Raw genomic sequence first — 19,005 nt, 5'->3', positions numbered from 1 at the left:
GATGAGCGGGGGGGAAGTGCGCTGAGTATGTCCCGGCCCGGACGCGGGCTTCCAGCTCTCCTCGGGCGCATGAAGTTGCATGCAGGAAGTACCCGCCGCGCCAGCATTTAGGATCACGCCATGAACGGTGCCTCCCGCCAGAAGACGGATCCGGGAGCCTCGCTCGCCCGGTTCCAGCGGTCGTTGGGCGACCCGCGGCTGCGTTACCCGCTGTGGCCGACGCTGCCGCGCGGCTGTCCCCGTACGCGCACCGCGCAGGTGGACTTCCCGCTGGAGGTCGACTACGCCTACGAGCAGACTCCGGCGGACCTCTTCACGGGGCCGGCGCGCGGCGGGCTGGACCGCTGGGCGCCTCTGTTGCCCCCGCTCGCCGCTCCCGGACTGGGGGAGGGCGCCACGCCGCTGCTTCCGCTCGGCGACGGGGTCTGGATCAAGGACGAGTCGCGGAACCCCACCTGGAGCCACAAGGACCGGCTCAACCGGGTCACGGTGAGCGCGGCCGTCCACCAGGGAGCCCCGGGAATCGCGGTGGCGTCCTCCGGGAACCACGGAGCCTCGGCCGCTGCCTATGCCGCGCGCGCCGGGCTGCGGTGCGTGGTGCTGGCCTCGGCCGGCGCGCCGCCGGCGGTGGCCTCCTTCCTGCGCGCCTATGGAGCCGCCGTCCTCCCCGTCCCCGAGCACAGCCGCTGGCCCTTGCTGAACGAGGTCTGTGACCGGCTCGGCTACCACCCGGTGAGCAATCTGACGCGTACGCACACGGGGCACCCCTTCGGCGCGGAGGGGTACAAGAGCATCGCGTACGAGATTCATGCTGAACTGGGCGTCCCATCGGCCGTGTTCGCCCCCAGCGGGTACGGCGAGCTGCTGTTCGGCGTCTGGAAGGGCTTCGCGGAGCTGCGCCGACTGGGGATCACCGACCGGCTGCCCCGCATGGTCGGGTGCGAACCGGCAGCCGGCGGGCCCCTGGCGGCCGCGATCCGCTCCGGATCCCCGGCCGCCGTCGTGCCGGTCGCGCCCACCGAGGCGTACGCCATCGACTGCGCGGCGGGCGGACACCGCGGGGTGCGCGCGGTCCTCGACAGCCAGGGGGCGGCGCTGCTGGTGACGGACGCGGAGATGGCACGGGCGCAGGAGCGGCTGGCCTCCCAGGGCATCTGGGCGGAGCTGTCGGCCGCTGCGGGACTGGCCGGACTGCACCAGCGGACCGCTGCCGGAGAAGAGTTCGACGGGCCGGTCGTGTGCGTGTCCACTTCAAGCGGCTTCAAGGGCCTGGGAGTGGGTGTCGTGCCGCTGAAGCAGATCGAACCCACGTGGAAGGCCGTCTCCCTGGAGCTGAAGGACTTCGGCATTGCCTGAACCCACTCTCCCCTTCCAGACCGGATGTGCGGTTTTTTAGGGCGGTTGCGGAAGGGTCCTGCCGCCGTGTCGCGGTCGAATGCCCAGTTCAGGGATGGGCGCGAGGGTAGGGCGGAACATCCACGCATGCCAACCGCTGATCATTCCCGTTGACAGAAAACCAGACTGCTGGTTTTGTTGCGGCCATATGGACCTGCTCCCGCACAGCGTGAGACACCCGTACCGCCTGAGCGGCGAGCGCCCCTACCCCCCCACCGCACCACCGGACGTCCGACTGGGCTCGGCCCGTCGGCGGAGGGACCCATGAACATCAGCAGCGCCGGCCGGACAGCCCACCACATGGTCGTCCGACACGCCGAAGACATCATCTGGCACTGATCTGCCAGGTTGTTTTGAAGGAGAACCGAATGCGTACGCTGTCGACACCCCTACCGCCCCGGACGCAGACCGCGCACCACAGGCTCGAGTCGGAGGTACGGAGCTACTCCCGCAAATTTCCCGCTGTCTTCGCGACGGCCCGCGAAGCCTCCCTCTACGACGAGGACGGCAGGCAGTACCTCGACTTCTTCTGCGGCTCGGGGGCCCTGAACTACGGCCACAGCCCCGCGGCTCTCAAGAAGAGACTCATCGAGCACATCGCCGCCGACGGTCTGACCCATGGCCTCGACCTCTTCACCGTCGCGAAGCGAGACTTCCTCGACGCCCTGCACGACACCGTCCTGGCCCCTCGAGGCCTGCGGCACAAGGTCCAGTTCTGCGGCCCTACCGGGACCAACGCCGTCGAGGCCGCTCTCAAACTCGCCCGTAAGGCCACCGGCCGCCGATCCGTCGTCTCCTTCTACGGCGGCTTCCACGGCGTCTCCGCCGGCGCCCTGGCCGTCACCGGCGACCTCGCCACCCGCGCGGCCCTGGGCACCGACGCGCACGGCACCGTCTTCGTTCCCTATCCCGAAGGCCCCACCGGACCGTTCGACTCCCTCGCTTACCTGGAGCGGATGATCGCCGACAGCTCCAGCGGCACACCACTCCCGGCAGCCGTGATCCTGGAGACCCTCCAGTCCGACGGCGGAATCTACTGTGCCTCACCCGAGTTCCTGCGCGGCCTGCGCGAGTTCACCCAGCGGCACGACATCGTGCTCATCGTCGACGACATCTTCGCCGGCTGCGGCCGCACCGGAGACTTCTTCAGCTTCGAGCAAGCCGGCATCGCCCCCGACCTGATCACACTGTCGAAGTCCATCAGCGGCTACGGCCTGCCGATGTCCCTGCTGCTCATCGCCCCGGAGTACGACGTCTGGGCACCTGGCGAGCACAGCGGCACCTTCCGTGGCAACCAGCTGGCCTTCGTCACCGCCACGGCCGCCCTGGACTACTGGAACGACCCGGGATTCCTGAAGCTGCTGCGTGAGAACGCCGACGCACTGGACCGCTTCGCCCGACGCGTCGCCGTCGAACACAGCCTGCCCGCCCGCGGCCGGGGCCTGGTCGTCGGAATCGACACTGCGGACCCGGATCGGGCCCAGCGCATTCAGGAACGGTGCTTCGACGACGGCCTTGTCGTGGAGCGCTGCGGCCGGCGCGATGAGGTCCTGCGCGTCCTGCCGCCTCTCACGATCGGCCGTGAAGAACTCGCGCGAGGGCTGGACATCATCCTCTCCGCGCTCACCGCCACCGCTCCCGGAAAGGGCAGCCATGTCTCAGACCACGACTGACCTACGGCCCCGCATCGGCCGTGCAGGGGGCAGCGTGCCCCGTACCGGCCCGCTCGTCCACAGCGGGCTGAGCCGAGGAACCCTGGGCGAGCTGTTCCAGGGCCCGTACTGGGAGAGCGGGGTCGCGCACATCTCCATCGTCTCGCTGCCCGTCGACAAGTTCAGCTGGTGCCACTTCACCGCGGACCCCGAGGACACCGAGTTCGACGGATCCGCCCTGGACACGCGGCACAAGTCGGCCCGCGCTCTGTCCCTTTTCCTCGACCGCTACGGCCTGACCATGCCCGCCGGACGGATTTCCTTCCACAGTGAGCTGGCCGTGGGCAAGGGCATGGCGAGTTCCACCGCCGACATCGTGGCGACCCTGCGCTGCCTCTTCCGTCTCTTCGCCATCCCCTACGACCAGATGGCCGTGACCGGCATCCTCGGACAGATCGAGCGGGCCGACAGCGTCTTCCTCGAGGAATTCGCCCTCTACCTCAGTGCCTCGCACCGGGTGGTGCGCCCCCTCGGCGACCGCGTCGGACTGTACGCCTGCTACATCACCGAGGAGGGGACGGTCGACACCGAGGCGGCCGGGCCAGCCCTCCTCGCCCACTACGGTCGCCACCGCGACCAGTACGGCGACTGTGTCGACGATCTCGTGACCGCCTTCGCCCGCCAGGACGCCGCCGCCATCGCCGCGGCCGCCACCCGCAGCGCCACGCTGTCACAGGGAGCCGTCCCCAAAACGACGTTCGACCTGCTGCGCGCCCGGCGCACAGACCTCCGTGCCGACGGGCTCTTCGTCGCCCACACCGGCACCGTCATCGGATACCTCTTCCGGCAGCGCCCGGACCAGCAGGCCCACGCCGAACTCTCCGAGTTCTTCCTCGGCATGGGCTACCAGTGCCAGTTCTCTCAGGTGGGGTGGGGAAATGTTTGATCACATAGCCGACGCGGTGAAGCTGCCGGACCTGGTCCGCCTCAGCGGCAATCTCGTAGTCGCCCGGTTCGAGACGATGAAGGTCTACTCCGCCCTCGCGGCCGTCAGGCACCTACTCGACAGCGGCCGTGTGAAGCCCGGCGACACTCTGATGGACAGCTCCAGCGGCACGTACGCGTACTCCCTGGCGCTGGCCTGCCACAAGTACGGCATGAAGTGCCGCATCGTCTGCTCCACGAAGGTGGACCCCTCCGTCCTGGTACAGCTCGAACTACTCGGCGCCGAAGTCGACCAGGTCGCCATCCCGCCGGGCCCCCTCGTCGACAAGATGGACCTGGAAGTGCGCCTGAAGCGCATCCACGAGGTGCTCGCCGCACGGGACGACGTCTACTGGATGCAGCAGTACCACGAGGACTACCACTACCTCGGCTACCGCGACTGCGCCCAGGTCATCCACCAGGCATTCGACACGGACGTCCCGCTGACCCTCGTCGGCGGAGTCGGCTCCGGGTCCTCCACCGGTGCACTGACCACCTACCTGCGGGAACTGCGGCCGGACACCGAACTCGTCGGCATCCAGCCCTTCGAGAGCGTCACCTTCGGCAGCGAGCCCGTCGAGGACCCGGTGGCCAGCATCTCCGGCATCGGCAGCCCCGTCTACTTCAAGAACGTCCGCCACTCGTTGTACGACCGCATCCACTGGATCGCACACGAGCAGGCCATCTCCGCCACCATCCAGCTCTACCGTGAGCACGGGGTCTTCGGCGGGATGTCCTCGGGCTGCGCCTACCTGGCCGCGAACTGGGAAGCCCGCTTCGACTCCGGCCGCCAGTACGTGTTCATCGCCGCGGACACCGGCCACCGGTACATGGACACGGTGTACCGCAAGCACGCCACCGCCGTACCGGTCGCCGGACTGGAGCCGAAGTCCATCGACGTCCTCGACGACCTCGCGCTCCCCTGGTCGGTCATGGACTGGAACCGCCGCGCCTACACCGTCGCCCAGAAGGAACTGCCGTGCTGACCGATTTCGTCCGGCGTTCGGCCAACCAGTCACCGGGGCGCGGGGTGCCGTCCTGGCCGGAGCAGGCGCCGGCCGGCAGGCGCCCCGGGCGGCCCACCGCCGTGGTCACCACCACACCCTCCGACTCGCACACCTGGAACCTGGTCTTCCTCCAGCTTCTTCTGGAGGAACACGGCTACATCGTGCACAACCTCGGAGCATGCGTCCCCGTCGAGGAGCTCGTCGACGGCTGTCGGCGCCACCAGCCCGACCTGCTCGTCCTCAGTTCGGTCAACGGCCACGGCGTCCTGGAGGCACCCGACTGCGTACGCGCCCTGCGCGACGCGGGTCTGCACCGGCTCCGCGCCGTCGCCGGAGGCAAGCTCACGACCGACGGTGCCCTCAGCGACCAGCAGACAACCACGCTCCTCGAAGCAGGATTCGACGCCGTGTTCACCGCTGACCAGCCCGTGGATGCCTTCGCACGCTACCTCCAGCAGGCGGCCGAGGAGCCCGCCGCGGCCGTCTCCGGAGCGGCCGTATGACCGAGGCCGGCCACGCCCGGCCGGAACCGGCCAACGGTCTCGACCGCGTCCTCGGAGCGCACACCCCCGACCAGTTATCTGGGCGGCAACTGGTCGTCCAGACCCGGATGGGTTTTTCCGACCAGGCCACCATGCGGGACGGCCTGATCGCGGTGCGCGACAGCGGCACCGCGAGCATCGGCACCATCACCCTCGACAGCTTCACCCGCACCCTGCAGCACAAGCGGGCCCGCGCGGCCCTCGCAGCGGGCAAACCCCTGAACGGGTACCCGATCGTGACACACGGAGCCGTCCGTACCCGCGAACTCCTCGACGGCATCGCCGCCCCGGACTTTCCCGTGCAGATGCGTCACGGCTCGGCCCGCCCGTACGAGATCTTCCAGGTGATGCTCGATTCCGGCATCACCATCACAGAGGGCGGCCCCGTCTCCTACTGCCTGCCCTACAGCCGTGTCCCACTGCGCGAGGCCACGGCCGAATGGGCCCGCTCCTGTGAACTGCTTGCCGCCCACACCGGGCCGGGAGCGCCGGTACACCTGGAGTCGTTCGGCGGCTGCATGCTTGGCCAGCTCTGCCCGCCCGACCTCCTCATCGCGCTCAGCGTGCTGGAATGCATGTTCTTCGCCGAGCACGGCCTGCGCAGCGTGTCGCTCAGCTATGCCCAGCAGACCCACCCGGCGCAGGACGCCGAAGCCCTGGCCGCCCTGCGGGTGCTCGCCGAAACGTACCTGCCCGCCACCGTCAGCCGGCACATCGTCGTCTACACCTACATGGGCGTCTATCCCCAGACTGCCGACGGCGCCACCCGGCTGCTCGCCGACAGCGCCTCTCTCTCGGTTCGCGCCGGCGCCGGCCGCCTCATCGTCAAGACCGTGGCCGAAGCCCACCGGATCCCGACCATCCGGGAGAACGTACAGGCCCTGCACGATGCCACTGCAGCGGCTCGCACCGCCTCCATCGGTCCCGGGGTACAGGCCGACAGCTCGGGCATCCTCGAAAACGCCATCCGCCTCATCGAGACCACGCTCTCCCTCGCCCCCACAGTGGGCGGCGCACTCGTCGAAGCGTTCCGCCGGGGCGCCCTCGACGTGCCGTACTGCCTTCACCCCGACAACGCGGGGCAAGCCCGTGCCACCGTCGACGACACAGGTCGGCTGGCCTGGCGCACCACTGGCGCCATGCCCATCCGCCCGGCGCCCGACAACGCCACCGGCGCACGCATCCGCGCCGCCGAGCTCCTCACCATGCTCGCCCACACACAACACCGCTACGACAGCCCGCCGACGCCGGCCCGCGCGCTGCGCATCCACACCGCCCGACACCGACACGGAGAACTCACGCGCCATGCCCATTACTGAGAACCCCAACGCACCGCGCATCGCCATCGTCGGCGCCACCGGAGCCGTCGGCACCACCCTGGCCCGGCTCATCGAGGAACGCGGCTTCGAGTACCGCTCCGTCGACCTCGTCGCGTCCGCCCGGTCCACGGGGCGCGAACTTCCCCTCGGCGGTGTCCAGTACCCCGTGCAAGACCTCGCGGCGTACGACTTCTCGCGGGCCGACCTCGCATTCTTCTCCGCCGGCACCGAGGTCAGTCACGCATGGGTGCCCGCCGCCACGGCCGCCGGAACGCTGGTGATCGACAACACCAACGCCTTCCGTATGGACCCCGACACACCCCTCGTCGTACCTCAGGTCAACCCCGAGCAGCTCGACCGGCGGCCGCGCAGCGGCGTCGTTGCCAACCCCAACTGCTCCACCATTCCGCTCGTGCGCCTGCTGCGGCCCGTCCACGAGGCCGCGGGTCTGCGCCAGGTGGTCGTCAGCACCTACCAGGCGGCCTCGGGCCGAGGCCACTCCGGGATCAGCGAACTGTACGAGGACACCCGCCGCACCCTCGCCGAGCCGCCCCTCGAACCGGTCGCCAAGGAGTTCACCCCCACACTCTCCTTCAACCTGGTCCCCTCGATCGACCGCCTTCTCGACGACGGCTTCACCCTCGAGGAGCAGAAGATGCGCCAGGAGAGCGAGAAGATCCTCGGCCTTCCCGGACTCGATCTCACCGCCACGTGCGTCCGGGTTCCTGTGGCCAACGGACACAGCGAGGCCGCCCTCGTCCGTACCGAGCGCCCCCTGGACCGCGACAGCCTCGTCGCTCTCCTCGCAGCTCAACCCGAAGTGACGGTGCACGACCGCCACGAGATCGGCCTGTTCCCCACCCCGCGCACCGTGACCGAACCCGACCACGTCCATGTCGGCCGGATCCGCGTGACGCCCCAGGACCCGAACTCCTTCTGGCTCTGGCTGACGGCCGACAACCTGCGCATTGGCGCCGCCCTCAATGCCATCCAGATCGCCGAGGAACTCCGCCGCCGGGGGACCGTATGAGCACCGCCGACGTCCTGAAGTTCGGCGGGTCCACCTTCCGCACGCCCGACGACTACACCGCGGTCGCTGAAGTGCTCAACCAGCGCCGCCGCCGGACCGGACGCCCCCTCGCGGTCGTCGTGAGTGCGATGCCCGGAGAAACGGAACGGCTGCGCGAACGCCTCGTCGCGGCGCAACCGCACCCGCCCGAGGAGACTGTGGCGGGACTGCTCACCCTCGCCGACACCATCAGCGCCCACCTCCTCGCCGCCGCCCTGCACCACGGCGGAGCCGACGCCACCGTCCTGGTCGGCCATCAGCTCGGGTTCACCACCACAGGGTCTCCCATGTGGGCGCAGCTCACCGCCATCGACCCCGCCCCCCTCCAGAAGGCACTGAACAGCCACGACATCGTCGTCGTACCGGGTGGCCAGGCCGTTGACACGGCGGGCCGGCCCAGCTGGCTCGGCAAGAACAGCTCCGACCTGTCCGCCGTCGCCGTCGCCGTCGCACTGGGCGCGGCAACCTGCGAGATCCATTCCGACGTCGACGGCGTCTACAGCTGCGACCCCCACCTCGTACCGGGAAGCGCCTTGCTGACCGCGCTCACGCACGCACGCGCCGCTGAGTTCTCCCGCTACGGAGCCAAGGTCCTCCACCGGCGTGCCGTGTCACTAGCCGAAGAACACGGCATCCGCATCAGCTGCCGCTCCAACCGGCCGCCGTTCACGGAAGGCACCGTGATCGGAACGGACAGCGCACCCACCGCCATGGTGGTCCTCAACCGGATGTCCCGCGCCCTCCTCTACGACAGCCACGACCAGGCCAGGGCAGCCGCCGATGCGCTCACCGCCGGCGGCGTCGAAGTCTTCACCGCGGACACCGACGAAGGCCCTTGCGTTGTCATCTCGGGCGGCTACGTCGACCTGGAATCTGACCACTGGCGCACCGCCCTGGGAGCAGGCCGCCCCGGAGGCATCCCCGTCGTCAAGGTCGGCCCCACCGACGCGACCGTCCACCTCGCGTCCGGGCCCGACGAGGCCGTCCAGCTGGCCCGACACCTGCACGACGCCCTCAGCCCGATCCTGACGTAAGGAGTCAGTCGCACATGAACACCCACGTCCTCGAACCCACCGCCACCTTCCGCCGCGTGGACCTGGCCGACTCCGACCGGGACACCCTCGCCGAGGCGCTCCTCGCGCTTCCGGACCCGGCACAGGACCTCGACGCCGCAAGCGTTCACCTGCTGCGCGCCTTCACCGCGCTCCCAGTGCCCGCCGTCAACCAGATCCTGGACTTCGGCCGCCACGCCGATACCCCCGGCGTCACCCTGCTGACGAACCTGCCCACAGATCCGGTCCTTCCCCCCACGCCGGTGGACGGCGAACCCGCGCCCGGCAAACCCACCTTCGTCGCCGAGAACGTGATCACCGGCCTGTCCACCCTGCTCGGCGAACCCATCGGCTTTTTGACGGAGAAGGCGGGGCGCGCCATCCACGACGTCGTCCCCGTGAGCACCGGCGCGCACAGCCAGACCAACCAGGGCTCACGCGTCTTCCTCAACTTCCACAACGACATCGTGTATGACGCCGACGGCCGCTACGACGTTCCGAACCCCGATTTCCTGGTCCTCTCCTGCCTTCGCCAGGACCCGCTCGGGGAGGCCGTCACCCACTACGCCGACGCCCGCGACATCGTGCGCACCCTCGACCCGGACACCGTGCGCGTCCTGCGCACAGCGAACTTCCGGCTGAACGCTCCCGGCAGCTACTGCCGCGACGCCGGCCGTGACGAGGTCCTCTCCGCTCGCGTCCCCGTCCTGCACGGCCCCCTGCACTCCCCCGAGATCGCGGTCTCCGCCAACGGCGTCCGGCCGCTCACCACCGCTGCCGAGGCAGCCCTCGAACGGCTCCAGGAGGTCTGCCGAGACCCTGAGGTCAACCACAGCGTGAAACTCGCACCCGGCCAGGCCCTCCTCATCAACAACCGCAAGGGCCTCCACGCCCGCTCCGCCTTCACGGCGCGCCACGACGGGACGGACCGATGGCTTCAGCGCACCTACGTCCGCCGCACCACATGGCCCCTGCGAGAACGGGCCGCCCTCGGATCCCGCCGCATCTACACCTGATCCCGGCACTCCCGGCGTCGAGCAGGGCCCGGAGCCACTCGGACCAGGCCCTGCTCGGCAGCCGTCAGGAGCACACAGGACGACGGTGATGCCGACCTGTTCGAGGAGCCGCAGCAGAGCCGGCGTAGGGCCCGGCTGCTGGACGCGGTCGGCAGGTCAGCTCGGCTGGCATGCCAAGGGCTTGAGACGGCGGGCGAGGCGAGCGGTGTTCGCGGCGAAGGTCCCGGAGCACGTCGACGGCGGAGACCGCAACTGGTACCTCGCCATCGGCTGCGCCATGACCAACACCACTGGCGTCGTGACGGCGGTGCCCGGCCCGGACGGAAAACCACAGGTCAGCAGGGTAACGCCCACCTACGCCGCGACCTTGCCGACGCCGCCCATGGGCTGGGTGTCGAGTTGGGTGATCTGCCAGAGCTGGGTCTCACGGTTGCTGACGTAGATCTGGCCGTTGGCGGTGTCCAGTGCGAGGCCTTCGCAGGTCGCCAGGCCGCTGGCCACCACGCGCTGCGAACCGTCGGCCAGGGTGATTTCGTACAGGCGGCCGTTCACGTGGTCGATGGTGAACGCCTTGCCGTCGCCGGTGAGCTCCATGCGCATGGCGCTCGCCCCGGGGAGGGTGGTCACTAGGCGCTTCGTGCCGTCGGCCAGGTTGACCTCGTACAGGCTGCCGCCGTGGTCCTTCTGGCCGACGTACGCCTTGCCCTTGCCGTCCAGCGCCACTGCGGAGACGCCGACCGGCAGGCCGGTGGCGACCGTGGTCTTCTGCCCGTTCTGCAGGTCGACCGCGATCAGCTTCCCTTCGCTGTGGCTGACGACGTAGGCCTTGCCCTTGCCGTCCAGCGCGAGGCCGTACGCGCCCGGGACACTGGCGACCGCGCTGGAGGTGCCGGTGGACAGGTCCACTGCGAGCAGGCGCCCGTTGCCGTAGTCGGCGGTGTAGGCCTTGCCCTTGCCGTCCAGCTTCACATCGCAGACATCGCCCAGGGTGCTCGCGACCACGCGCTGCGCGCCGGTGGCGATCTTCACCGCGGACAGCTTCTGGCCGCCCCGGTCGGCGACGTACGCCGTGTTCTGCGACGGGTCCACCGCGAGGCCCTCGGACGTGCCCAGGCCCGTCGCGATGAGGGCGAAGCTCCGCCTGGTGGCCATGAGCTTCGACAGGTCTTCGAGCTTCGGCATGTCGTCCTCGCCGATACTCACCTTCGGCGGTCCGGCCGCCTTCAGGGTCGACGAGGCCATGGCGGACGTCGAACCGGGGTCCTCGGAGACCTGACGCTGATCGGCGGACGCGTCGTGGAATTTCTGGAAGAGGGGATTGAGGAAACCCATGACGTCGAACGCCCCGTGCGCCGTCTGGCGCACGAGCCACGGGTCGCGCTCACTCTCCATTTTGCGGACGGCTTCCGAGACGTCGCCGGCCCCGGGGGTGTCCTTGTTGAGCGCTTCAGCGGACTGTTTGGCGGAGTCGGCTCCGCTGCCGCCGCCGTCGAAGATGTTTCCGAATGACACGAGAGTTCCTCCTGATGTGGCTGTTCTGGCCTGCCCGGTGGGTGGTCGCCTTTTCAGAGAGGCTGTTTCTGGCTCTCGTAGTCGAGTGTCTCGGGCTGGAAGACCCGGTGTTCCCCGGTGCGGACGGCCACGATTTCGGCCGACCCCTTCTGCATGAACCTCTTGCCTTCATCGGCCAGGTCGAAGTTGCTGCCGTCCTCGACGGAGTCGCCGAGCTTCCATGCGACGACCCGGGAGTACTTCGGCTGCTTGGCCTGCGGGGGAGCTCCCCTGACCTCCACCGGCTGCGGGTAGTACAAGGCGACCCAACCGCCGAAGGTGACCGGGAATTCGTAGTCGAACTGCCTCACCTGGCGGCGGGTCGTGGCCATGACGTCCGCCCGGCTCATCACTTCCAGGCTGACCGACGACTGGTGTTTCCATTCGGTGGTCAGCGAACCGCTGACGGAGGCGGTGACGCCGAGCAGCAGGTCCGCCCACAGCTCACCGGTGCCCGTGGCGGTAGTCGTGGCCGTCGTCGTGCTCGTCGCCTCCGTCTGGGACTCCTGGTCGACGCCCTGATTGTCCTTGCTGTTCTTCAGGGTGGTCTTCTGGTAGTGCTGCATCGCCATGCTCTTCTGCATCTCCTGCTGCAGCGATGCGATGGATTTGGCCCCGAAGGTGAGCTTCACCTCGCCTTGGAGCGACCAGCTGACGGTGTTCGAGATGGAGAACTCGACCGTGTCCGTCACGGTTATTTTGACGGGGTCGGTTCCGTTGATATACGTCTGCTTGGAGATCATGTCGGGCGGGGGCTGCGTGATGTCGCTCCGCTCTTCGACGACGGGCACGCCCATGTTCATGAACGCGCGCCACCCGCGCTCCTGCGCCGTCTTCTCGTCCTCGGGAAACTCGCCGTAGCGCTTCTTGTTCAACGAGAACCCGATGGGGCTGATCGGCTCTCCCCCTCCTTCGGGGGTCCTCTTCAACGCGCCCCGCTGCTTGTTCCGATCCAGGATGGCTTCGGCCTTGGCCGGGATTTCGAGCTCGTCCTGGTTCCGCGCGGTGAGCGGGTGGCGCATGAACACGTCGTTGATATAGGCCTTGCCTACATCACTCTTCGCGCTTTTCTCCGACATGTACCTGAGGTCTCCCTGAGTCGCGGAAATGAATGATTCTTCCGGTGCACGGTGAAACTACGCGGCTGGCGCAAGATGATCATCAAGCGGAAATGGCCATGGGTTGAAAATCGGACAACCCCCTTTCCACCTGCGGGGATCGCCTTTTCGGCGAGGGGTGGACCGGCCCGTCCCCGGCGGCGCGGGACGTCCGGTGTGGCCGGATCCGTGGTCTCGGGCCGCTTGCGGGGCCGGGGGCGGTCGGGAAGTGGCGGGGATGTGCCGCTGCCGGGGAAGCGCCGCTCTCGCGGGTGTGCGCCGGTGCGAGCCGGCGGCGCGTCGGGCTTGCGGATGCTGCGGCGGCCCAGTGCCCATCGCATCCGGTGGGGGACTTCGCCCTGGTAGTCGAACTCGGCGACGGCTGGCAGCCGCACCGCCGCCCAGTGGTAGAGGCGCGGTCCCTTCGCGCCGTCACCGCACGAGACCTTCTCCCATGCTTCGGGCGGGGCCTGCGCGAACAGGCCGTCGATGCGGGGGCAGCCGACGGTGAACTGTGACTTGGGCACGGCCAGTACGTGAGCTCTTTCAGAGTGGTCACTGATCGGGTGATGGGGGCGGTGTCTGCAACGCACGAGGCTCCTGTGCCGTTGAGAGAGGTGTTCGACGTCTCAACTCATCGGCCCAGGAGCCATGTTGGTTCCCTGTCCTGCCGTACTCGACCTGCCCCATGCCCTGGTCGAGTGGGTCACCATGCTCATCGTCACCCGCGGGGGTGACCGCCGCTGCAAGCTCCCGCCGCACCAGCGTGCCCTGGTCGGCCTGGTGTACCTACGCAGGCACGACACCCTCACGCAGATCGCTGTCGGCTTCGGCATATCCGTAGGCACCGCCCACACCATCACCACAGCCGTCGTCGACCTGCTCGCCGACCGCGCACCCGGCCTGCTGCGCGCCCTGCGCGAAGCCAACCCCGACTACGTCCTGATCGACGGCACCCTCGCGGAGTGCGATACCGAGTCGGCGACAGCCGGGCCGACTACTCGCACAAGCACCGCCGACACGGGGTGAACGTGCAGTTGGTGACCGATCCAGCCGGGCGGCTGCTATGGATCTCGCCCGCACTGCCCGGCCGTGCCCACGACCTGACGGCGGCCCGCACCCACCGGATCATCCGGATCTGTGAACGCCAGGGCGTCCCCGTCCTCGCCGACCGCGCCTACAGGGGGGCCGGCCCGTGGGTGACGACACCCCTCAGACGCCCACCAGGCCGCGACCTCACACCAACCCAGCGAACCGTCAACCGCGCGCTCTCGGCGGCACGGGCACCGGTGGAGCGGGGCGTAGCCCCTCTGAAGTCCTGGCGCATCTTCCGCAGAGCCCGGTGCAGCCCGAATCGAATGTCGTCAATCGCCCCAGCCGTCCTCACCCTGGAGCGGCAACGCTGAAAGAGCTCAGTGTCTCCGCCGCTACTTCCGCGCCTTCCGGCCTCCCGCCAGCCAGGCCGGAAGCGGCAGCCGGTCTCCCGGCCACAGCCCAGGCCGGCCCCGAAGCCCCGACGTGTCGTCCGCTGGATCATGACGAACCCCAGCACCTCGCCCCCACGGACGCCGCCGAACTGAAGGAGATCCGCATGGTCTGCCCTCACCTCGACGCCGCCGCAAGGTACGTCCACGACTTCGCCGAGATGCTCCACCACCTCCGGGGCGACGAACTCCCGGACTGGATGGAACGCGTGCTTGCCGACGACCTTCCAGCCCTCCACTCCCTCGGCGGCCTGCGACGAGACTTCGACGCTGTCATCGCCGGACTCTCCACACCATGGAGTTCGGGTCAGGTCGAGGGCCACGTCACCCGGGTCAAACTCCTCAAACGCATGGCCTACGACCGAGCCAACCTCGACCTCCTACGCCAACGCGTACTCCTCGCCCATGACCGTGCGGCATCGCAACATTCCCGACAGAGCCGAATGACGCGAAACGTCCACCACACCCTTCAGATGTGGGAAGTGAGGCCGGTAACAGGGTCGTGGGAGATCAGCGTCGGTAGCCCCGGGTCATACCGGACGACCTCGGCGGTCAGCAGGGCCCGACGTTGACTGGCCGTCGCGGCCTCGACCAGGAACCGCAGCACGGCGGCCACCCCCGCACCGTCAAGCACGTCCTCGGGCCAGACGGAGAACTCGATCTCCTCCTCGTCGTAGGGCAGGGCGAAGAACCACACGGCGCCAAAGCGGGCCCGGAAGGCGAAACTCGTCCCCTGGCCCTCCGGCTCGTCTGCCCAGACGCGGAAGAGGTCGGCGAAGGCCGGCCGCACGGGATCGAGCCGGGGGTAGGGGTGCTCCACCTCGGTCTCGTCGGCTACGACACGCAAGCGTTCGAGGACCGCGATCCACTCGACGCGGGTCGCGTCGAGGACCCGAATGTCCCTCAGGCTGCCATCGAGATGGAAGACATCGCACATCCACGGCTCGGGCAGGCACCGCGCGCGGGAACCGTGCTCACCGGCGTGGACGTCCTCGTGCGTCAACTCGACCCGTCCCCTCGTGTTGGTCCCTCCCATGGCACCAAGGTAAGAGGTCGCCACGGTACAGAAGGACCTGCCCGGCAGGTTCAGCGGTGGGTGATCCTATGTTCCAGGTCCTGCGACATCACAAGATCCCCGACAGAGCCGAAAAACGTGAACGCTCACAGAGTCCGAGGCGCTGGTGCTGGCGGGGCCCCGAGCGCGCTGGGAGGCCAGAGGAGGGCCGGGGAAGATTCGGCCGGCCGTCTGCGCCAAGTAGATCCTCTGCTGCGTACAGTGAGCCTTTTCCAACCTCATGTTGAGGCGTGGTGAAGGACGAGGACTGCCTTCACGATGTCGGTGATGCGGTTCGTGCTGCAGCGGAGCTTCCGCAGGAGGCGCCAGCCCTTCAGTACGGCCATGGCCTGCTCGCCGACGCACCGTATTTTGGCGTGGCTGCTGTTGTGCCGTCGCTTCCAACGCTTGAGCCGGCGGCCCCGGAAGGGGACTCGGATGTGCCGGCCGGCGCCTTGGTAGGCCTTGTCCGCCCAGCACTTCAGTCCCGCTGCGGCGAGCGCGTCGACGATCCCGTGACTTCGGGCGGCCGTCAGGTCATGGGTGGCTCCGGGCAGGGCCGGGGATGCCCAGAGCAGTCGGCCGAACGGGTCGGTGAGGACTTGGACGTTCATGCCGTGCCGCTTGTGCTTGCCCGAGTAGTACGGGGTGTCGGCGGCGATCCGGTCGATCGGCAGCAGGGTGCCGTCCAGGATCACGTATGCCTTCGTCCGGGCCGTCTCCATCACCTCAGCCAGGGTCGGCGCGAGGGCGGTCAGTACCTCGATGGCCTCGCGTATGTATCGGTACACGGTCGCGATCCCGATGCCGAACCCGGCGGCGAGCTGGGTGTAGGTGTCGCCGCACCGCAGGTGGGCCAGGGCGAGCAGGGCCTGACGGCCGGCGGGCAGGCGCCGCCACCTCGTCCCGATCTCCCACTGCCGAACTGCGAGCTGCGCGGTCAGGTGCCGCAGGGTACGGCTGGACAGGTCGATCGACGACGGGTAAACAAGCACGCGAAGCTCCTGGCAGACATGGGTGATCTTGGTCGAGAACCCGTCTACCAGGAGCTTCGTCGTTCCGTACAGCCCTCGACCCCCAACAGCCCGGCATCGCACTCAGGTTGGAAAAGGCTCAATGGGTATTGAGGGGCCTTCCGGCGGGGGCCGACGGCGTGAGCGGCTGACGTCCGCGCCACGTGGACGGCGGGTGAATCTGTCGTTCAACGACGCGGAGCTGGAGGTCGTCCGGCTGGCTGCGGGGCGGGAGGGGATGTCGCCCGCGTCGTGGGCGGGACGGCAGGTGATGGCGGTCGCGCAACACATCCTGGTGCCGGTCTCCCGGGACGCCGGGGACGTGCTGAGGGAGCTGGTCCAGGCCCGCGTGCACCTGCGGGAGACCGTCGCCGCGCTCCGCTTGCTGACCGCCACCGGCCCGTCCGGGGCCGGCGTCCCGGAGTCGGCCGCCACCGTGGTGGAAGCGGCGTTGGCGGCGGTGGCCCGGGTGGATGAGGCGACGGTCCAGGTGATGCGGGAGAGGCGCCCGCGGTCGTGATGCCGAAGAAGGCGGAGACGGGTTCGACGACGATCGACCTCCTGGACTACCTCTTCGGTCCGCGCGAGCGCGACGAGCACGTCGACCCCCACCTCGTCGCTGGTTGGGACTCCGATCTGCCGTGCCCGGCCCGTACCCCAGCACGCATGTCGCTCGCCGATCTGGCGCTGCTCCTGGACGCGCCCGTGGAGGCGCTGCGCGGCCCGAAGCCGGAAGAACACGTGTGGCACGTCTCGGTCCGCAACCACGCCGACGATCGCGTGCTGTCGGACGCGGAGTGGGCGGAGGTCGCCGCCGCCATGGTGCACGCCGCGGGCATCGCCGGGCACGGTGACGAGCAGGCCTGCCGTTGGATCGCGATACGGCACGCGGACGACCACATCCACATCCTGGCGACCCTCGCCCGCCAGGACGGCCGGCACCCCCGCGTACGCGGCGACATCCTCAACATGCACACGGCCGCCCGCGGTTTCGAAGCCCGCTGGGGCCTCACCCCCATGTCGCCGCTCGACCGCACCGCGCGCCGCCGCCCGTTCACCGGCGAGGCCGAGAAAGCCGCCCGCCGCGGCCTCGCCGAGACCGCCCGGGAGTCCCTGCAGCGCACCGTCCGCCAGGCCGCCGCCCTCGCCCACGGCGACACCGACTTCCTCGACCGGCTCCGCGACGCCGGGCTGCGCGTGCGCGAACGCCGAGACGACGACGGCTCCCTCGTCGGGTACGCGGTCGCGCTGCCCGGGGACCGCGCCGACGGCGGCACCCGACCCGTCTGGTTCGCCGGATCCACGCTCGCCTACGACCTGTCCCTGCCCCGCGTCCGCGAACGCTTCGAACCCTGTCGTCACCCCGGCCGACTGGGCGCTCGCCGAACACCGGATCCGCGAAGCATCCGAACTCCTGGGCCGCGCCAGGCAGGACGAAGGCGCGGGCGACGTCGCAGCCCTCGGCGACCTCCTGGCCGTCGCCGCCGCCCACTCCCCGGCCCGCGTCCGCGACCGCGTCCAGGCAGCGGCCGACGCCTTCGAGCAAGCCGCCCGCGCCCCCGGCGCCCGCAGCCTGGAGGGCCGCGCGCGGGCCGGATGGCGCGCCTCGGGCACTGGAGCGGGCCCCACGCGCCGCACGCGGGGGCGGCGCCGCGGTCGTCCTCACGCTGCTGATCGCGCTCGTGGAAGCGGTGGAGGCCGCCGCCTCCTGGCACCGGGCGCAGGCCTTCCGCGCGCAGGCGAAAGCCGCCTCCGAAGCCGCCGTCCTGCTGCGGGAAGCAGCCGGTCTGACCGGCGCCCCGCCACCGACCACGAAGCCACGCACTGCGCGCACCGCGCGGACGCCGGGCCGTGGCCTGCCGACCGCCACACCCGTTACTGGTGTACCGGTCCGGCCGCGCCCGGATCCTGGCCGGCCGGGCCCGTCCCGTAGGCGCTGACGCCTGACCGAGGGAGCCCCCGCCGATGACGTACCCGCCCCAGCCCGATCCGTTCGCCGAAGCCCTCGGGGAGGCCGCGCAGACCGCCGCGATGGCCTACCGGCTGGTGATGACCATCACCGACGCCGTACGCCGCGCTACCCAAAAGCGCCTCACGGGCAAGGAGGAGGAGCTCGGCGAGGACGCCGCCAAGATGGCGCCGGGCTGGTCGGCCGACCAGCTGCGCGGCGTCCTGGGCGACGACATCCTGGCCGAGCTGATGGCGGGGGCGGACTGGCCGGTGATGGCCCGCCAGCTCGTCGGTCTCCAGCAGGCCGGTGTCGACCTCGGCACGTTTCTGCCGCAGATGGGCCGCATGACTGGCGGAGGGCACGGACCGCTGGGCCGACCTCCTGAAGTCCACGATGCCCGAGGGGCTGGTGCGCGACGCGATCCTCGCCTCCCCGGCCTGGCCGGACATCGCGGCCGCGATGGGCCGGCTCGACGCCCGCGGTATCGACGTCGCCCGGATCCTCCTCGACGCGCACGCAGCCGGAGCGGGCGTCGACCAGGCCGTCGCCGCCGTCACCACCGCGGCCGCCGCCAAAGCACCCGCGCCCGCCCCGGCCACCCCGGCGCCCACCGCCGCCCCGGCCCCTGCTGCTCCCGGTGCTGTGGCGCCGCCGGCCCGGGACGGGCTGGCCTCGCGCATGGGCAGCTCCGGCGATCCGTGGGGCGCGCCTGCGGCGGGACGCGTACCCGCACCCGCCCCGGCTCCGGGCACCGCGCCCGCCCCCGCTGCTGCGCCGGTGCGGGAGGCCGCCGATCCGTGGGCGCCGCCCGCGAGAACG

The 19,005-nt window shown here is 69.8% G+C and carries 16 protein-coding genes and 3 pseudogenes; 13 read left to right on the top strand and 6 right to left on the bottom strand.

Annotated features, from left to right (window positions below):
• The first annotated feature begins 120 nt into the window (after positions 1-120).
• From ACWDYJ_RS19385 to ACWDYJ_RS19345, 9 genes are all read left to right on the top strand, one after another.
• Entirely contained in the window at positions 121-1,356 is a 1,236-nt protein-coding gene (locus ACWDYJ_RS19385) for a threonine synthase (protein WP_451566781.1), read from the top strand.
• 407 nt (positions 1,357-1,763) lie between these two features.
• Positions 1,764-3,068: a diaminobutyrate--2-oxoglutarate transaminase gene (ectB, locus tag ACWDYJ_RS19380; protein ID WP_451566780.1), complete on the top strand. Its 1,305-nt coding sequence runs from the start codon at positions 1,764-1,766 to the stop codon at positions 3,066-3,068.
• A gap of 34 nt (positions 3,069-3,102) precedes the next feature.
• Entirely contained in the window at positions 3,103-3,993 is an 891-nt protein-coding gene (locus ACWDYJ_RS19375) for a GHMP family kinase ATP-binding protein (protein ID WP_451566779.1), read from the top strand.
• A complete protein-coding gene (locus ACWDYJ_RS19370; RefSeq protein ID WP_451566778.1) occupies positions 3,986-5,017 on the top strand; it encodes a pyridoxal-phosphate dependent enzyme in 1,032 nt (343 codons plus the stop codon). Before ACWDYJ_RS19375 ends, ACWDYJ_RS19370 begins: the two co-directional genes overlap by 8 nt.
• Complete coding sequence (locus tag ACWDYJ_RS19365) at positions 5,011-5,541, top strand: cobalamin B12-binding domain-containing protein (protein ID WP_451566777.1); 531 nt, start codon at positions 5,011-5,013, stop codon at positions 5,539-5,541. Before ACWDYJ_RS19370 ends, ACWDYJ_RS19365 begins: the two co-directional genes overlap by 7 nt.
• Positions 5,538-6,899 carry a methylaspartate mutase gene (locus tag ACWDYJ_RS19360; RefSeq protein WP_451566776.1) on the top strand — a complete coding sequence of 454 codons (1,362 nt, stop codon included), beginning with the start codon at positions 5,538-5,540 and terminating at the stop codon, positions 6,897-6,899. Before ACWDYJ_RS19365 ends, ACWDYJ_RS19360 begins: the two co-directional genes overlap by 4 nt.
• Positions 6,886-7,929 (top strand): aspartate-semialdehyde dehydrogenase, encoded by a 1,044-nt coding sequence (locus ACWDYJ_RS19355; protein ID WP_451566775.1) that lies wholly within the window; start codon positions 6,886-6,888, stop codon positions 7,927-7,929. The genes ACWDYJ_RS19360 and ACWDYJ_RS19355 overlap by 14 nt, the downstream gene beginning before the upstream one ends.
• Positions 7,926-9,002 carry an amino acid kinase family protein gene (locus ACWDYJ_RS19350; RefSeq protein ID WP_451566774.1) on the top strand — a complete coding sequence of 359 codons (1,077 nt, stop codon included), beginning with the start codon at positions 7,926-7,928 and terminating at the stop codon, positions 9,000-9,002. The genes ACWDYJ_RS19355 and ACWDYJ_RS19350 overlap by 4 nt, the downstream gene beginning before the upstream one ends.
• Positions 9,003-9,016: 14 nt before the next feature.
• On the top strand, positions 9,017-10,036 hold the full coding sequence (locus ACWDYJ_RS19345) for a TauD/TfdA family dioxygenase (RefSeq protein WP_451566773.1): 1,020 nt from the start codon (positions 9,017-9,019) through the stop codon (positions 10,034-10,036).
• A 354-nt stretch (positions 10,037-10,390) separates the two neighbouring features.
• Here ACWDYJ_RS19345 and ACWDYJ_RS19340 read toward each other — a convergent pair whose 3' ends face one another.
• The 3 genes and pseudogenes from ACWDYJ_RS19340 to ACWDYJ_RS19330 all read right to left on the bottom strand — a co-directional run.
• Positions 10,391-11,548: a hypothetical protein gene (locus ACWDYJ_RS19340; RefSeq protein WP_451566772.1), complete on the bottom strand. Its 1,158-nt coding sequence runs from the start codon at positions 11,546-11,548 to the stop codon at positions 10,391-10,393.
• Between the two features lie 53 nt (positions 11,549-11,601).
• Positions 11,602-12,666, bottom strand: coding sequence for a gluconolaconase (locus ACWDYJ_RS19335; RefSeq protein ID WP_451566771.1), 1,065 nt, complete (start codon positions 12,664-12,666; stop codon positions 11,602-11,604).
• Positions 12,667-12,983: 317 nt separating this feature from the next.
• A pseudogene (locus tag ACWDYJ_RS19330) lies at positions 12,984-13,226 on the bottom strand (IS701 family transposase); the annotation flags it as partial.
• A gap of 112 nt (positions 13,227-13,338) precedes the next feature.
• On the opposite strand from ACWDYJ_RS19330, the pseudogene ACWDYJ_RS19325 reads away from it, so the two are divergent.
• Positions 13,339-14,090: pseudogene (locus ACWDYJ_RS19325) on the top strand (transposase).
• Positions 14,091-14,637: 547 nt separating this feature from the next.
• On the opposite strand, the gene ACWDYJ_RS19320 reads toward ACWDYJ_RS19325, so the two are convergent.
• Together ACWDYJ_RS19320 and ACWDYJ_RS19315 are read right to left on the bottom strand one after the other, a co-directional pair.
• Complete coding sequence (locus ACWDYJ_RS19320; protein ID WP_451566770.1) at positions 14,638-15,204, bottom strand: hypothetical protein; 567 nt, start codon at positions 15,202-15,204, stop codon at positions 14,638-14,640.
• Positions 15,205-15,461: 257 nt separating this feature from the next.
• Positions 15,462-16,217, bottom strand: coding sequence for a transposase family protein (locus ACWDYJ_RS19315; RefSeq protein ID WP_451566769.1), 756 nt, complete (start codon positions 16,215-16,217; stop codon positions 15,462-15,464).
• 193 nt (positions 16,218-16,410) lie between these two features.
• Between ACWDYJ_RS19315 and ACWDYJ_RS19310 the strand changes: the two genes are divergently transcribed.
• Positions 16,411-16,755 (top strand): hypothetical protein, encoded by a 345-nt coding sequence (locus ACWDYJ_RS19310; RefSeq protein WP_451566768.1) that lies wholly within the window; start codon positions 16,411-16,413, stop codon positions 16,753-16,755.
• Positions 16,755-17,909, top strand: a complete 1,155-nt coding sequence (locus tag ACWDYJ_RS19305) for a hypothetical protein (protein ID WP_451566767.1) — start codon at positions 16,755-16,757, stop codon at positions 17,907-17,909. Before ACWDYJ_RS19310 ends, ACWDYJ_RS19305 begins: the two co-directional genes overlap by 1 nt.
• 201 nt (positions 17,910-18,110) lie before the next feature.
• On the opposite strand, the gene ACWDYJ_RS19300 is transcribed toward ACWDYJ_RS19305, so the two are convergent.
• Positions 18,111-18,548 carry a hypothetical protein gene (locus ACWDYJ_RS19300; protein ID WP_451566766.1) on the bottom strand — a complete coding sequence of 146 codons (438 nt, stop codon included), beginning with the start codon at positions 18,546-18,548 and terminating at the stop codon, positions 18,111-18,113.
• 31 nt (positions 18,549-18,579) lie between these two features.
• Between ACWDYJ_RS19300 and ACWDYJ_RS19295 the strand changes: the two are divergent.
• Positions 18,580-19,005, top strand: a pseudogene (locus tag ACWDYJ_RS19295) (hypothetical protein); the annotation flags it as partial.

The organism is Streptomyces sp. NPDC003042, from assembly GCF_053591315.1.
Note: the sequence above shows the minus strand (reverse complement) of the source record. Positions and strands in the feature narration are given on the sequence as shown.

What these genes read in the sequence shown, in the direction of transcription:
- ACWDYJ_RS19385 (WP_451566781.1), top strand. Translation starts at nt 121, where the DNA reads ATGAACGGTGCCTCCCGCCAGAAGACGGATCCGGGAGCCTCGCTCGCC.
- ectB (WP_451566780.1), top strand. Translation starts at nt 1,764, where the DNA reads ATGCGTACGCTGTCGACACCCCTACCGCCCCGGACGCAGACCGCGCAC.
- ACWDYJ_RS19370 (WP_451566778.1), top strand. Translation starts at nt 3,986, where the DNA reads ATGTTTGATCACATAGCCGACGCGGTGAAGCTGCCGGACCTGGTCCGC.
- ACWDYJ_RS19360 (WP_451566776.1), top strand. Translation starts at nt 5,538, where the DNA reads ATGACCGAGGCCGGCCACGCCCGGCCGGAACCGGCCAACGGTCTCGAC.
- ACWDYJ_RS19355 (WP_451566775.1), top strand. Translation starts at nt 6,886, where the DNA reads ATGCCCATTACTGAGAACCCCAACGCACCGCGCATCGCCATCGTCGGC.
- ACWDYJ_RS19350 (WP_451566774.1), top strand. Translation starts at nt 7,926, where the DNA reads ATGAGCACCGCCGACGTCCTGAAGTTCGGCGGGTCCACCTTCCGCACG.
- ACWDYJ_RS19345 (WP_451566773.1), top strand. Translation starts at nt 9,017, where the DNA reads ATGAACACCCACGTCCTCGAACCCACCGCCACCTTCCGCCGCGTGGAC.
- ACWDYJ_RS19335 (WP_451566771.1), bottom strand. Translation starts at nt 12,666, where the DNA reads ATGTCGGAGAAAAGCGCGAAGAGTGATGTAGGCAAGGCCTATATCAAC.
- ACWDYJ_RS19320 (WP_451566770.1), bottom strand. Translation starts at nt 15,204, where the DNA reads ATGGGAGGGACCAACACGAGGGGACGGGTCGAGTTGACGCACGAGGAC.
- ACWDYJ_RS19305 (WP_451566767.1), top strand. Translation starts at nt 16,755, where the DNA reads ATGCCGAAGAAGGCGGAGACGGGTTCGACGACGATCGACCTCCTGGAC.